The following is a 13,670-nucleotide window of genomic DNA, read 5'->3' on the forward strand; positions in this document are numbered from 1 at the left end:
CCGTCGTCACCGCGTACAGTGGGGCCGGGCGCGCGGTGATCAAGAGGAGCGTCCGTGACCGCGACCGACCTGGAGCACACCACCGTCCCCGCCGACAGCGGCGAGGTGAACCTCCTGATAGCCCGCCGGGTGGAACCCGGCCACGAGGCCGCCTTCGAGCGGTGGGCGAAGGGCATCCTCGACTGTGCGGCCACGTTCCCCGGCCACCTCGGATACGGGTTCTTCCGCTCGGCGGGCGGCGACGCCCCCTGGTTCCTCGTCCATCGGTTCCGGGACGCGGAGGCGTGCCGGACGTGGCAGGAGTCGCCCGAGCGGGCCGCCTGGTTCGCCGGCTGCGAGGGGCACCACCACACCGAGATCGCCCGGCGCCGGCTGACCGGCATGGAGACCTGGTTCGCCGAACCGGGCTCGACCCGCCCCGCGCCCCCGCGGTGGAAGATGGCCGTCAGCGCGACCCTGGCGATCTACCCGATCTCCGTGCTCGGCAGCCTCTTCCTCGTCCCCCGCCTCACCGCGCTGCCCGTGCTGCTCAGCAGCGCGGTCGTCGCCTGCGTCTTCAACGTGCTCATGACCTACGCGGCGATGCCGGCGGTCAGCAGACTGCTGCGCCGCTGGCTCACCCCGTGACCGGCGGCGCCGCCCTCCGGACGTGGAGGGCGTACGCGCCCAGGGCGAGCGGGGCGTGGCCGACCAGTTCGAGCCCGCACGCGGCGAACAGCCCGGCGTACTGGACCGCGGTGCGCTCGCGGCCCCCGGTGTTGCACATCATGTGGAGGTCCCACGCGGTGGCGAGCGACGGGGAACCGTCGGCGGGCAGGAGCCGCTCGACGACGAGGAGGTCCGCGTCCCGGCCCATGGCGGCGGCGCAGTGCCGCAGGATGCTCCGGCAGCGCTCGTCGTCCCAGTCGTGCAGGACGCGGGAGAGCAGATAGACGTCCGCCCCGGCCGGCACGTCCGCGAAGTCGCCCTCCAGGAACGCGCACCGCCCGCCCGTCTCCGGCCCGGCCAGGCGCTCCCGCGCCGCCGCGAGGACGTGGGGGCGTTCCAGGAGGGTGCCGCGCAGGGTGGGGTGGGCGGTCAGGACGCGGCCGAGGAGCTCCCCGGTGCCTCCGGCGATGTCGACGACGGTGCGGCCGGGGGCGCCGGCCGCCGCGGTGAGGACCGGGTGGGAGGGAAGGGCGTCGAAGAGGGGGGCGCTCGACACCATGGACCGGTCGAACCGGGCGGCGAGTTCGGGGTCGCGGGCGAAGTGGTCGAAGTGATTCTCGCCGTAGAGGTGCTCGAAGCCGGGTTCCCCGCTGCGCACGGTGTGGGTCAGGTGGGCGAAGGACTGGTAGAACGGTCCGCCGTACATCAGCGCCAGGGGCCGCATCGAGGCGGGGGCCGCCTCGTCCAGGAGCGCGCCGACGTCGGTGAGCCGGAATCCGTCCGGGGTGTCCTCGACCACGCCGAGCATGGCGAGGTACCGCAGCAGGACCGCCAGGCTCTCCGGGTGGGCCCCGACGGCCCGGGCCAGCTCGGGGACGCGCGTCCCGGTGTGGCGGTCCAGGGCCTCCGGCAGCCGGAGTTCGGCGCAGGCGGCCAGGGCCTGGGTGGTCCAGGCCCCGGTCAGCAGCCGCAGGAGCGTTTCCGCCGGCCGCGACGCGTCGTGCGGGGGCACGGGCCGGGCTTCCGCGGTCCGTCCGAGGTGCTCGGCCAGCACGTCACGGTGGTCGCCGCGCGCGTACAACTCCATCCGCCGGTACGGCGTCTTGGTGTCCTCGGGTGCCGCGAGGTAGAAGACGGTGCCGTCCTCGTGCGGGTTGTAGCCGCCCCCGTCGGCGGTCGCGCCGTGCCGTGCGAAGCTCGCCAGCAGCCCCCGCAGCACCAGCGGATCGGGACGCTCGACGTCGAAGGCGAGGTGCGCCTCGTGATCCAGCGCGCGCTCGCCGGCGGCGATCTCCGCCAGCGCGGAGCCCCGCGGCACGGTGAGCGCGAACACCTCGACGGCCCGGTGCTCCCCGGCGGGCCCGGGGACCGCGGGACGGAGAATCCTCACGTCCAGATCGGCGGGACGGCGGCCGTACCGCACCGCGAGGCGGTCGCGGACGACGACGCTGGGCCGGGCCGGCACGCCGCCGTCCAGCCCGCAGCCGGTCAGCCCCGACCGCAGCGCGGCCTCGTCGGGAGGGAAGACCAGCACGGCGGCGTGCGCGAACCGGCACTGGTCGGTGAAGGCCCGCAGCTCGGGTCCGTCGAGGCCGGGCAGCACGCGGGCGAGCAGGAGGGAGGTGTCCTGCTCGCGGACGAACCGGACCGTCGCGCCCAGCCGTCCCGCGTCGTCGGCGCCGTGCGGCGCCGTTCTCGGCAGCGGGCGCGCGGGCATGGTGAAGGCATGTTCGGAGTGCATTCCCTGTCCATGGGTGAAGGGAGAAAGGGGGGAAGGGGGGAAGGGGGAACGGGAAACGAGAAGGGGGCAAGGGGGCGGGGGGCGACCGGGGTCGGGGCAAGATGGTTCGCGGGCAACTGATTTGAGGCAGCGTCAGATACCGACGTAGTTCTCCGCGAACCAGTGCTGATGAGGGGCGGAGTCGCGCAGCGACGCGATGCGCGCCCGCCGCAGCCGCTCCCGGAAGAGGGAGGCTCCGTCGGGGTCCGGGAGGTCGTGCAGCAGGCGGATCATCCAGCGCGAGAACTCCTGGGCGCGCCAGATGTGGGCCAGGGACCGCTCGGAGTAGTGGTCGAGGGCCCCGGGGTCGCCGTGCGCGAGGGCGTCGATCAGGGCGAGGGCGAGGATCTCGGCCTCCAGCACCGCGAGGTTCGCGCCCTTCGCGGCGGAGGGGCTGATCAGGGCGGCGGCGTCGCCCACCAGGAACAGCGTGCCGTGGCGCAGCGGTTCGAGGACGTCGGACTCCAGGTCGACGACGGCGCGCTGGACGACGGGACCGCGCACGAGGGGCCCGTACGCGGAGGCTCGCATGCGCAGGTCGAGTTCGTCCCAGACGCGGTCGTCGCTCCACGCGTCGGCCCGGGTCCCGCGGTCGCACTGGAGGTAGTAGCGGGTGATGTCGGCGGAGCGTGCCATGTGCCCGGCGAATCCGCTCGGATGGACGGCGTAGCCCACGGCGTCCAGGCTCGGTGGCGCCTCGGCGAGCAGGCCCAGCCAGGAGACGCCGTGGTCGCGGTGGTGGCGCACGGCGCCGGGCGGGAGCGAGCGCCGGCCGGCGCCGTGGCGCCCGTCACAGGCGGCGACGTACCGGGCCCGCCACCGTCCGGGGCGCCCGTCCGGCTCGCGCACGGTCACCGAGGGGGCCGGGCCGTCCGCGTCGGACACGGCGACCGCCTCGGTGTCGAAGCGGATCCGCCCTCCCCCGTCGAGGAACTGGCCGAGCAGGTCGGTGACCAGCTCGTGCTGGGGGTAGACGGTGTGGGGCTCCCCGCTGCCGAGCCGCCGGTAGTCCAGGCGGAAGCGGCCGTCCTCGGTGCGGAACTCGCAGACGCCGTGCTCGCGGCCCTGTCTGCGCACCCCGTCGCCGAGACCGTTGCGTTCCAGGACCCGGACGGTGTGGGGCACGAGGAAGCCCGCGCGTGCGCGGTTCTCGACGGTGTGGCGCGACGCGCATTCCAGCACCACGCAGTCGACGCCGTGGCGCAGCAGGATGTTCCCCAGCACCAGGCCGGCGGGACCGCCCCCCATGATGACCACGTCCGCGGACTCCCCTGCGGACTGGGCATGTTGACTCTCTGTCACAGGAGTGGATCTTAGGCACGGAATGGCCCTGCGACGCTCCAGGATCACCCGTTTGCGCCGGTGGGAGAGAAAAGGATTCAGCTGAGGTGCCCGCCGCGACTCCGGCTCCCCCTCGCGACCCGACTCGCCCCTCGTACGGCGGTGGTGAAGGACGTGCGGCGGGACCGGCCCGAACCACCCCTTTCCGGCGCGCGCGTGCGCTTGTCGAACGCCAGGTCGCACGACGTCCTCCCCGCGAGGGAGCGTCCGGGAGCGGGACGAGGTCCTTCCGGGGGCGCGGCGCATGGTGCCGGGGGCGGCCGGGCACCGATGCCCGCGTGCTCCTCACAGACGAGAGACGGCGTTTCGGTGCCCTGTCGGCGCGGCTGACCGGCTTCACCGAAACGGAACTGACGGCCACCGGACTGACCGAAGCCCACCGGGCGCTCGCCGCCGAGCGCCTCGGCCCCGACCTCTACGCGCGACTGCTGCACGAGGCCCGCGATCCGGACGAGGCCGTGCGCCACGCCGTCGACGATGTCGTCGACGACGAACTGGCCCATGCCGCACGAGCGGTGACGTACCTCTGGTACACGGGCGGATGGCCCGGCGGCCCGCCGGCTCCGGCGGAGTCGCGCGCCTCGGCCGAGGCCCTGGTGTGGAAGGCGGCCGGCCTGGCCGCGCCCGGCACGGCGCCGGGGGGATACGGGAGTTGGGCCGACGAGAGCGGGCCGTCCGCCGGAGTCTCCGGAGGCCGCCGGTGAAGCGCTACGACGTGATCGTCGTGGGCGCGGGGGTCGCCGGCTCGCTCGTCGCCCACCGGCTCGGCCTGCGCGGCCGCAGGGTGCCGGTCCTGGAGGCGGGCGCGGCGGGCTCCGGCGACCACGGCGGCGCGGCGACGGCCGCCGAGGCACCCGGCCCTCCCTACCGGTCCCATCCGGCGGCCCCCTGGCCCGACGTGGCGACGGACCTCACCGGCACGGAGGGGCGTCCCGGCTTCGCGGCGGCGGGGCATCTGCGGCAGGACGGGCCGTTGCCGTACGCCAGCGGATACGTGCGCGCCAACGGCGGCACCGGCAACGTCTGGACCGGCCTCGCGCCGCGCATGCTGCCGGAGGACTTCGACACCGAGCGCTTCGGGTACGGGCGGCGCTGGCCGCTCACGTACGACGAACTGGAGCCGCACTACCGGGAGGCGGAGGAGGAGCTGGGGGTGGCCGCCGACGTGGACGAGCAGCGCGAACGGCTGGGACTCCCCTTCCCCGAGGACTACGTGTTCCCCATGCTGCCCCTGCCGGCCGCGCGTCTGGACCGCGTCCTCGCGGCCCGGCTCGACGGGCGCCGGGTCAAGGACCCCGTGGCGCTCCACGAGGTCGGACTGAAGGTGGTCGGCACCCCGCACGCGCGCAACGGCGTCCCGAATCCCCGGTACGACGGCGGCCGCGGCCATCTGCCGCGCGGGCGCGGCGGGCGGCCGGACCCGGACAGCCGGTGCGTGGGCAGCGCGCGCTGCATCCCGCACTGCCCCTCCTACGCCAAGTACACCCCGCTGAAGACGCAGGGGCGCTGGGGCCCGGGCGTCACGCTGCGGGACCGCGCCGTGGTGAGCCGGGTCCTCGTCGACGGGCGCGGGCGCGCCACGGGGGTGGAGTTCCGGTCGTACGACGGCGCGGTGTCCGTGGCGCGCGCCGATGTCGTGGTCCTGGCCGCGCACGCCGTGGAGAACGCCCGGCTGCTCCTGCTCTCGGGCCTGGCCCGCCGCAGCGGTCAGGTCGGGCGCAATCTGATGGACCATCCGGTCCTGCTGACCTGGGGCCTGTTGCCCGTGGACGCGGCGCCGTACCGGGGTCCCGGGTCGGTGTCCGGCTTCGAGGGCTTCCGCGCCGGGCCGGCCCGGCGGCTGCGGGCCCCGTTCCGCATCGAGTTCGGCACGTGGGGCTGGATCTGGGCACGCGGCCCCGTCGACACGGACGTGCGGCACTTCCTCGACGAACGGGGGCTGACGGGAGGCGAGTTGAGGAGGGCGGTCGGGGACCGGATCCGCCGTCAGTTCACCCTTCAGTTCGAGATGGAGCAGGGCGCCGACCCGGCGAACCGCGTCACCCTCCACCCGCGCGAGCGCGACGCCCTGGGCCTGCCCCTCCCGCTCGTCACCTACGACCTCGACGGGCACGTCAGGGCGGGCATGGCGGCGGCGCGGGCGGTCTCGGACCAGATCTTCGCGCTGCTCGGCGCCGAGGACCACACCGCCTACGCGCCCGCGGCGGCCTGGCCGGGCCGCTTCGAGCACGACGGGCGCCTCCACGGCTACCGCGGGGCCGGACACGCCGCCGGCACCCATGTCATGGGCGACTCCCCCGGCACCTCGGTGGTCGACTCCTGGCAGCGGTGCTGGGACCACCCCGGTCTGTACGCGGTCGGCTGCGGCAGCATGCCGTCGGTGGCGACCTCCAACCCGACGCTGACGATGGCGGCCCTGGCGCTGCGCAGCGCCGGGCGCATCGAGGCGGAGCTGGCGGACCGCGACCGCCCGGCCGGCACCGGCCCGTCGGCGGCACCTTCCGGGGCTCCCTCCGCACCTCCGGCCACCGGGCCTTCCGTGGCCGGCGGGACCCCACCGACCCGAGGAGCACCGGCATGACCGGCCCCCTGTCCCTCCCGCCCGTGCCGGACCCGTTCCGGCTCCCCTTCCACTACGGGGCCCTGCACCAGGTCGGCGTGGACTGGCTGGTCGACCCCGGGCCGGTCCGGCGGCTGCTCGCCGAGCACCACCCCGGGCTGACGGCGGCCGTCCTCGACGACGGGTCGGCCCTGGTCTCGCTCAACTACCAGCTGTACTTCGCGCAGTACGCGTTCGGCGGCGGGGTGACCCAGGAGATCGAGTGCAACGTCGTCGCCTTCCCGACGACGGAGGCCGGGCGGCTGCCGCGGCTGACGTACGCCCAGTACGCGCGGGGCTGGGACCAGACGAAGCTGCTCGGGATCGCCCGGCTCCACGTCGTGTGCGACAACCCGTTCGCCATCCGGGCCGGACGCGAGCTGTACGCGGAGCCCAAGCGCCCGGGCTGGTTCGAGGTCGGCCTGCCGTCGCTGAACGGTCCGGAGGGCGACACCTGGTCCGTCCGCTGCCTGGCGGCGTCGGCCGGCCCCGGCGACGTCCTGGAGAGGGCCCCGGACCCCGTCCTCGACCTCACGGTGCGGCTGGACGGCCTCACGCCCGTGGCCGCGAGCTCCGCGCCGGTCACCGGCTACGGGACCGACCGCGAGGGACGGCTGCTCGCCGGCCCCATGAACGTCTCCCAGCCCTACCGCTGGTTCGACCTCGGCGACCCCGGGCACTCCGCCCGCGCCAGGCTGACGGTCCACGCCCCGGACGGAGCCCTCGGCGGCGACCTGGGCGCCCTGCTCGGTGCGGAAGCGCCCGCCGCCGGGGCGTGGACGTACCAGTCGCCCCCGGTGGCCGCGCACCACCGCCCGTACTACCTGCCGGCGGCGCCGCGCGGGCGGCGCGCGGCGGCTCAGGAGGTGCGGCCGCCCTCCAGGGCCGACGCGTAGGCGTCGTCGGGGTCGAGGTGGCGCAGCTCCTCGGCGATCAGCTCCGCGGTCGTGCGGACCTTGAGGGCCATGACGCGGCTCGGCTGGCCGGGGATGGCGAGCCGGGCCACCGGGCCCTCGGGGCGGTCGATCCGGATCTCGCCCTGCGGGGTGCCCATCCGGACGGCGGTGACGACCGGTCCCTCGGAGACGATCCGCTCCACCGGCACGCCGAGCCGGACCTCGAACCAGCGGGCCAGCAGCTCGGCGCTCGGGTTGAACTCCTCGGCCTCCACCGCGGCCGAGACGACGTCCGTCCCGGCCTGGTCGAGGGCGGCGGCCAGCATGGAACGCCAGGGGGTGAGCCGGGTCCAGGCGAGGTCGGTGTCGCCGGGGGCGTACGAGGCGGCCCGGTCGTCCAGCGCGCCGAGCGGGTCCTCGACCGCGTAGGTGTCGGTGACGCGCCGCTGGGCGAGGGCGCCGAGCGGGTCCTTGGAGGGGACGGCGGGGGCGTCCACCGGCCACCACACGACCACCGGGGCGTCGGGCAGCAGCAGCGGCAGCACCACGGAGTCGGCGCGGGCGCCGAGTTCGCCGTGGAGGCGGAGCAGCACCGTCTCGCCGGAGCCGGCGTCGGTGCCGAGGCGGACCTCGGCGTCGAGCCGGGTCACATGGCGCTCGCGGGGCGAGAGCGCGCGGCGGCGGATGACGACGAGGGTGCGCGAAGGATGTTCCTTCGACGCCTCGTTGGCGGCCCGCACGGAGTCGTAGGCGTTCTCCTCGTCGGTGACGATCACGAGGGTGAGGACGACACCGACGGCGGGGGTGCCGACGGCCCTCCGGCCCTCCAGGATCGCCTTGTTGATCGCGCTGGAGTTGGTGTCCGTGAGATCGATCTTCATTGCCCGGCGCCCGTCCCTTCCTCTGCGGCGAGCCTAACGCCCCGCTCCGGCGCGCGTGCGGCTCCCCCGGGTCCGGGCTGCCGCGCGCCGCGCCGGTGGGGCGCACAGGGTGTCAGTCGGCGTCCGGCTCCTGGGTGCCCTCGGTCCCGGAGTCCGGCTCGGCCTCGGTGGCGGCGGCCTTCGCCGCCCGGTCCTGGGCGCGCCGGCCGACCACGGCGGCCGCGGCGACCGCCGAACCGAGGAAGGCGGCGGCCACCACCCAGGGCCGGTCGAGGACGTGCCCGGTGGCGTGGTCCAGGGAGTAGCGGCCGGCGCCGGTGATGCCGATGGCGGCGGCGGTGAAGCCGAGGAAGGCCGGGTACTCGTAGCCGCCGGCCTGGGCGAAGAAGCCGGCCGGTGCGTGCACGGAGACGGCTCCCGCCATGGCGCCGGCGGCGGCCGCGCCGGCCGCCGGCGTGGCGAGGCCGAGGGCGAGCAGCGCGCCGCCGCCCGCCTCGCCGAGCCCGGCGGCGATGGCCGCTTCGCGGGGCGGGTGGAAGCCCATGGCCTCCATCCCGTGGGTGGTTCCCTCGATCCCCCCGCCGCCGAACCAGCCGAAGAGCTTCTGGGTGCCGTGCGCGGCGAGCACGGCGCCGGTGCCGACCCTCAGCACGAGCAGCCCGAGGTCGCGCCGGTTGGGGTGAGCCATGTCGTTCTCCAGGTGCGGGAGGGGACGCGTACGCCTCCACTGTCGGCGCGCGTCCGCCGGGCCGCCGCCCGGGAGCCGGTCCCGTACTCCACATGAGTCATATTTTGCGACGTTTGTCCGGCATTGCTTGACTGGGGTGGCCGTCGCCGCCCCGGCCGCCGGGAGCGGCCCGAGGGAAGTGGGTACGCATGACCGCCGAGTCCACCGACACCGCAGCGCTGCGCGAGCGGGTCCGGGCCCTGATGCCGCGCGCCGAGGAGGATCTGACGGCGCTGGTGGCGATGCGCTCCGTGGCCGATCCGCGCCAGTTCCCGCCCGAGGAGTGCGCGAAGGCCGCCGACTTCCTGGTGCGCGCCTTCACCGAGGCGGGGCTGAGCGACATGCGGCGGGTCACCACTCCGGACGGCACGGACGCGGTGGTCGGACACGCCGAGGGCCCCGAGGGCGCGCCGACCGTCCTCCTCTACTGCCACTACGACGTGCAGCCGCCGCTCGACGACGCGGCCTGGCGGACCCCGCCGTTCGAACTGACCGCGCGCGACGGGCGCTGGTACGGGCGCGGCGCGGCCGACTGCAAGGGCAACATCGCCATGCACCTCACGGCGCTGCGGGCGCTCGGCGGACCCGACGGCGCGGGCTTCCCGGTGGGCATCAAGTTCGTGGCCGAGGGGTCGGAGGAGCAGGGCACCGGCGGGCTCGAACAGCTGGTGCCGATGCGGCCGGAACTCTTCGACGCGGACGCCCTGCTGATCTGCGACACAGGGAACTTCGCCCTGGGACTGCCCACCACGACGACCTCGCTGCGCGGGCTGACGAACGTGGTGGTGACCGTCTCGACGCTCAAGGGCGAGATGCACTCGGGCATGTTCGGCGGACCGGCGCCGGACGCGCTGGCGGCGCTCGTACGGATCCTGGACGGCCTGCGCGACGAGCACGGCAACACGGCGATCGACGGGCTGCCGGGCGACGGGCTGTGGGACGGGGTGTCCTATCCGGCCGAGCAGTTCCGCGCGGACGCCGGGGTCCTGGACGGGGTGCAGCTGGTCGGCACCGGGTCGGTCGCCGACGAGCTGTGGGCGCGGCCCGCGGTCACCGTGCTCGGCATCGACTGCCCGCCGGTGGTGGGTTCCTCCGCCGCCGTGCAGGCGAAGGTGCGGGCGCGGGTGAGCCTGCGGGTGCCGCCGGGGACCGACGGCGAACAGGCCAGGAAGGCGCTCACCGACCACCTGGTGGCGTCGGCGCCCTGGGGCGCCCGGGTCGAGGTGGAGGCGGAGAGCGCCGGGCAGCCCTTCCGGGCCCGCACCGACGGACCCGCGTACACGGCGCTCGGGGCGGCCCTGCGCGAGGCGTACGGCAAGGACATGGTGCAGTCGGGGCAGGGCGGTTCGATCCCGCTGTGCAACGTGCTCGCGGGCCGGTTCCCGGACGCGGAGATCGCGCTGATCGGCGTGGAGGAACCGGGCTGTCTCATCCACGCCCCCAACGAGAGCGTCGACCCCACCGAGATCGAGCGGATGGCGCTGGCGGAGGCGCTCTTCCTCCGCTCCTACGCCGGGGCGTTCGCGCGCTCGGCGGGCCGGTGACGACGGACAGCGGTACGCGCCGGCAGCCGGCGGCACGGGAAGGAAAACGGACCCCATGACACAGACGCACGACAGACCGCACGACCGGCCGGCCCGGGAGGGGATACCGCCGGGTCCGCTGACGATGCTCGCCGGGGCGGCCTGGCAGGCCCTGCTGCTGGCCGGGATCGTGGCCCTCGTCCTCGGGGTGCTCGTCCTGGTGTGGCCGGGCGCCTCCCTGGTCGCGGCCGGAGTGCTCTTCGGTCTCTATCTGCTGTTCAGCGGCGTGATGCAGCTGATCGCCGCCTTCGGCACGCACACCACCACCGCGCTGCGCGTGATGGCCTTCATCAGCGGCGCCCTGTCGATCCTGCTGGGCCTGTTCTGCTTCCGGGGCGCGACGCAGTCGGCCCTGCTGCTGGCGCTGTGGATCGGCATCGGCTGGCTCTTCCGCGGCATCACGCAGACCGTGGCGGCGGCGTCGGACCCAGCCGTGCCGGCCCGGGGCTGGCAGATCTTCCTCGGCGTCGTCAGCGCGATCGCCGGCGTGGTGCTGATCGTCTCCCCGCTGGAGTCGGTCGCGGTGCTGACCCTCCTCGGCGGGATCTGGCTGATCGCGGTCGGCGCGGCCGAGATCGTGACCGCCTTCATGGTCCGCTCGCGGGCCAGGAACCTGCCGCCGGGCGTCTGATCCGCCCCAGGAGGTCCCGCTCGTCCGGTCCGCCGTCCGCCCGATCTCCGGGCGGGCGGCGGACCGGCTTGTTCCGTGCGCTAGATTTTGCCGGTCCATGACCGTCGATCGCTCGCGATCACCACTCTCCGGAGCCGGCTTCCCATGACCGACATCGTCAACGGCCTCGGCCGTGCCACCGCCTACGGCGCCCTCGGCGTGGTCCTGCTGATCCTCGGCATCGTCCTGGTGGACATCCTGACCCCCGGCAAGCTGGGCCGGCAGATATGGGAGGACCGCAACCGCAACGCGGCCGTCCTGCTCAGCTCCGCCCTGCTGGGCATCGGCGGGATCGTCTTCACCTCCATCTGGACCACCTACGACAACTTCGGCAAGGGCCTGGTCTCCACGGCGGCCTTCGGCCTGCTCGGCCTGGTCATGATGGCCGTCGCCTTCCTGGTGGTGGACCTGGTGACGCCCGGCAAGCTGGGTGCCACGCTGGTGGACCCGGAGCCGCACCCGGCGGTCTGGGTGACCGCCTCCTGCAACATCGCCGTCTCCGCGATCGTCTCCGCCTCGATCGCCTGACCGCGCGCCGCTCCTCGCCCGGCCCGGTGTCCGTCCGCTCAGGACGGGCCCGGGCCGGCGGCCGTCGCGGCGGGCTCCGCCTCCAGGAAGCGGCGGCCGCGCGGCCCCTTGTAGAGCAGCGCCTCCCAGCCGAGCCGTCCGAGGACGCCGGCGCAGGCGGCGAGCGCCTCGGCCTCCTGGCCCGCGGCGCCGGAACCGGCCGGTCCCAGCCACTCGACGACGACGGTGGCCGGCCGCTCCCCCGCCCGCACCCGGTAGCCGGTCGCCGTCCGAGTCCCGGCGGCGTCGACCGCCGAGGGGGCGATCCCGCCGGCCTCCAGGGCAAGGGCCACGGCCCGGACCGGCTGCCGTCGCTCCCAGAGGGCGGGGAGGGCGGCGGAGCCGCCGCCCGGCGCGCCGGTCAGCCGCCGGATCTGGCGGAGTCCGTCGAGCGCGGAGCGGACCTCGCGGGAGCGCTGTTCGGCGTCCCCGGCGAGGGGCGGTCCGTCGCCCGTCGCCGCCTCGAACGCCCCTCGGCCGTCCGGGTCCCCGGTCACAGCAGGCGCCGGATCTCGCCGCGGACCCGGTAGAAGCCGCCGGCCGCCGGGTGCAGGGACTCCACCACGAACCGGGCGCCGGGCTCGCGGATGGCGCGCGGGAACTGCACGTTCCACGACGGCTCGTAGCCGGGGCTGAGCACCCGGACCCGGCTCCGGCCGCCCTCGCGGGCGACCTCGACCACGATCGAGCCGGCCGGGGCCTCGCCCACCGACGCGACGGAGGCGACGGCGGCGACGGTGGTCGCCGGGGTGTACGTGGGCAGCGCGGCGGCCAGCTTGACGTCCCGGACGACGGGGACGCTGCCCTGCTGGGCGGCCTCGATCGCCGCCTCGCTCGCGTCCACGCAGACCAGCGAACCGTCGGTGGTCACCAGGTACAGGCGCTCGTCGCGGTACTGCATGGAGAGTGCCGAACCGCCGCCGGTGCCCAGCTTCCACAGCCGGGTGCCGTCCTCGGCGAAGCAGTAGACGGAGGAGGACGAGTCGCCCGCGAAGACGAACCGGCCGCCGGGCGAGGTGGCGCACGAGTACACGACCGCGTCGCAGGCGTAGACGGCCTCGACCCGGCCGTCGCGCTTGGCCAGCCGCTGCACCTTCTTGCGGCCGGTGCCCGCGTAGACGGCGGCGTCCTCCTGCCAGCCGAAGAGCACCGCGCCGTCGGTGCCGGTGTGCCACAGCTCGCCCGAGCCGTCGTTGGCGTACGCGGTGACGCCCTGGGTGTCGCCGTAGTAGACGGCGCGGGCGTCGGCCCGGACCATCCAGGCGTGCTCGCCGCGGCCGGAGCGCGACCACTGGTGCTCGTCCTCGTGGTCGATGACGGTGAGCCGGCCGGAGCGGTCGGCGACGTCCAGGACGCCCTCGTGGATGTCGAGCCAGAAGATGTCGACGTCGGAGGTGATGTCGTAGGCGGCGAAGGGCAGCTTGGACGAGAGGTCGTAGACCTTGCCGTCGTCACAGCCGGCGTAGATCCAGAAGTCGTCCGCGACCAGGCACTTCACGCCGTCGGGCAGGCTGAACCGGGCCAGCACCTCGCCGCCGTGGGCCAGGGTGAAGACGTCTCCCGCCTGGTTGCCCACCCAGATCCGGTCCTCGTCCACGTGGATGCCGAAGGCGGCGGAGCCGGTCCGGAAGCGCCACAGGACGGGGGCGACGGAGCGGGCGGTGGAGGGCGCGGAGCTGACCGCGCGGCGGGTGACGGGCCGGGCCGCCCGCTGGCCGGGGACGGCCGGCGCGTACCCCTTGCGGACCTTCTCCCCGATCTTCTTCGCCGCCGCGGCGTGCGCCTTCTCCACGGTCGCGAAGGAGGAGCGCTGGGTCTGTCCGGCCGCGCCGATCCGGCCGTAACGGACCGACACCTCCAGCCCTTCGACGGTCACTTCGTAGAACTTGTGGGCACCGCCGCCGTCCTGCGACAGCTCCAGATAGGTCGTCGTCGTCATGATCCGAACGGTAGGGGGCGCCACTGACAACGGCCTCCC

At 75.0% G+C, this 13,670-nt stretch carries 13 protein-coding genes; 7 read left to right on the plus strand and 6 right to left on the minus strand.

The window, feature by feature from the left end; all coding sequences use genetic code 11:
• Positions 1-54: 54 nt before the first annotated feature.
• Positions 55-627 (plus strand): antibiotic biosynthesis monooxygenase, encoded by a 573-nt coding sequence (locus tag ACFVU3_RS04990; protein ID WP_390063750.1) that lies wholly within the window; start codon positions 55-57, stop codon positions 625-627.
• Here ACFVU3_RS04990 and ACFVU3_RS04995 read toward each other — a convergent pair.
• Positions 617-2,389 (minus strand): methyltransferase, encoded by a 1,773-nt coding sequence (locus ACFVU3_RS04995; protein WP_390063752.1) that lies wholly within the window; start codon positions 2,387-2,389, stop codon positions 617-619. The genes ACFVU3_RS04990 and ACFVU3_RS04995 overlap by 11 nt on opposite strands.
• 132 nt (positions 2,390-2,521) lie before the next feature.
• Positions 2,522-3,685, minus strand: coding sequence for a 4-hydroxybenzoate 3-monooxygenase (locus ACFVU3_RS05000; protein ID WP_390063754.1), 1,164 nt, complete (start codon positions 3,683-3,685; stop codon positions 2,522-2,524).
• Positions 3,686-4,047: 362 nt separating this feature from the next.
• Between ACFVU3_RS05000 and ACFVU3_RS05005 the strand changes: the two genes are divergently transcribed.
• From ACFVU3_RS05005 to ACFVU3_RS05015, 3 genes are read left to right on the plus strand one after another with little or no spacing between them, the layout of a single operon-like run.
• Positions 4,048-4,473 (plus strand): hypothetical protein, encoded by a 426-nt coding sequence (locus ACFVU3_RS05005; RefSeq protein WP_390063755.1) that lies wholly within the window; start codon positions 4,048-4,050, stop codon positions 4,471-4,473.
• Positions 4,470-6,350: a GMC family oxidoreductase gene (locus ACFVU3_RS05010; RefSeq protein ID WP_390063757.1), complete on the plus strand. Its 1,881-nt coding sequence runs from the start codon at positions 4,470-4,472 to the stop codon at positions 6,348-6,350. The genes ACFVU3_RS05005 and ACFVU3_RS05010 overlap by 4 nt, the downstream gene beginning before the upstream one ends.
• Complete coding sequence (locus tag ACFVU3_RS05015) at positions 6,347-7,264, plus strand: hypothetical protein (protein ID WP_390063758.1); 918 nt, start codon at positions 6,347-6,349, stop codon at positions 7,262-7,264. Before ACFVU3_RS05010 ends, ACFVU3_RS05015 begins: the two co-directional genes overlap by 4 nt.
• Here the strand turns inward: ACFVU3_RS05015 and opcA are convergent.
• Both opcA and ACFVU3_RS05025 read right to left on the minus strand, forming a co-directional pair.
• Positions 7,228-8,145 (minus strand): glucose-6-phosphate dehydrogenase assembly protein OpcA, encoded by a 918-nt coding sequence (gene opcA, locus ACFVU3_RS05020; protein WP_390063760.1) that lies wholly within the window; start codon positions 8,143-8,145, stop codon positions 7,228-7,230. The two genes, ACFVU3_RS05015 and opcA, sit on opposite strands and share 37 nt — an antisense overlap.
• A gap of 112 nt (positions 8,146-8,257) precedes the next feature.
• Positions 8,258-8,833: a DoxX family protein gene (locus tag ACFVU3_RS05025; RefSeq protein WP_390063762.1), complete on the minus strand. Its 576-nt coding sequence runs from the start codon at positions 8,831-8,833 to the stop codon at positions 8,258-8,260.
• A gap of 188 nt (positions 8,834-9,021) precedes the next feature.
• Here ACFVU3_RS05025 and ACFVU3_RS05030 point away from each other — a divergent pair, with 188 nt between their 5' ends.
• From ACFVU3_RS05030 to ACFVU3_RS05040, 3 genes are all read left to right on the plus strand, one after another.
• Positions 9,022-10,416, plus strand: a complete 1,395-nt coding sequence (locus tag ACFVU3_RS05030; protein WP_390063764.1) for a dipeptidase — start codon at positions 9,022-9,024, stop codon at positions 10,414-10,416.
• Between the two features lie 55 nt (positions 10,417-10,471).
• Positions 10,472-11,086, plus strand: a complete 615-nt coding sequence (locus tag ACFVU3_RS05035) for an HdeD family acid-resistance protein (RefSeq protein ID WP_390063765.1) — start codon at positions 10,472-10,474, stop codon at positions 11,084-11,086.
• A gap of 144 nt (positions 11,087-11,230) precedes the next feature.
• Positions 11,231-11,653, plus strand: a complete 423-nt coding sequence (locus tag ACFVU3_RS05040) for a DUF350 domain-containing protein (protein WP_030498656.1) — start codon at positions 11,231-11,233, stop codon at positions 11,651-11,653.
• Positions 11,654-11,691: 38 nt separating this feature from the next.
• Here the strand turns inward: ACFVU3_RS05040 and ACFVU3_RS05045 are convergent, their stop codons facing one another.
• Both ACFVU3_RS05045 and ACFVU3_RS05050 read right to left on the minus strand, forming a co-directional pair.
• Positions 11,692-12,189: a hypothetical protein gene (locus ACFVU3_RS05045; RefSeq protein WP_390063767.1), complete on the minus strand. Its 498-nt coding sequence runs from the start codon at positions 12,187-12,189 to the stop codon at positions 11,692-11,694.
• Entirely contained in the window at positions 12,186-13,631 is a 1,446-nt protein-coding gene (locus ACFVU3_RS05050; RefSeq protein WP_390063769.1) for a WGR domain-containing protein, read from the minus strand. The genes ACFVU3_RS05045 and ACFVU3_RS05050 overlap by 4 nt, the downstream gene beginning before the upstream one ends.
• Positions 13,632-13,670 lie beyond the last annotated feature (39 nt).

Source organism: Streptomyces sp. NPDC058052, from assembly GCF_042885515.1.
Lineage (GTDB): Bacteria > Actinomycetota > Actinomycetes > Streptomycetales > Streptomycetaceae > Streptomyces.

What these genes read in the sequence shown, in the direction of transcription:
- ACFVU3_RS05035 (WP_390063765.1), top strand. Translation starts at nt 10,472, where the DNA reads ATGACACAGACGCACGACAGACCGCACGACCGGCCGGCCCGGGAGGGG.
- ACFVU3_RS04995 (WP_390063752.1), bottom strand. Translation starts at nt 2,389, where the DNA reads ATGCACTCCGAACATGCCTTCACCATGCCCGCGCGCCCGCTGCCGAGA.
- ACFVU3_RS05040 (WP_030498656.1), top strand. Translation starts at nt 11,231, where the DNA reads ATGACCGACATCGTCAACGGCCTCGGCCGTGCCACCGCCTACGGCGCC.
- ACFVU3_RS05030 (WP_390063764.1), top strand. Translation starts at nt 9,022, where the DNA reads ATGACCGCCGAGTCCACCGACACCGCAGCGCTGCGCGAGCGGGTCCGG.
- ACFVU3_RS05015 (WP_390063758.1), top strand. Translation starts at nt 6,347, where the DNA reads ATGACCGGCCCCCTGTCCCTCCCGCCCGTGCCGGACCCGTTCCGGCTC.
- ACFVU3_RS05050 (WP_390063769.1), bottom strand. Translation starts at nt 13,631, where the DNA reads ATGACGACGACGACCTATCTGGAGCTGTCGCAGGACGGCGGCGGTGCC.
- ACFVU3_RS05025 (WP_390063762.1), bottom strand. Translation starts at nt 8,833, where the DNA reads ATGGCTCACCCCAACCGGCGCGACCTCGGGCTGCTCGTGCTGAGGGTC.
- opcA (WP_390063760.1), bottom strand. Translation starts at nt 8,145, where the DNA reads ATGAAGATCGATCTCACGGACACCAACTCCAGCGCGATCAACAAGGCG.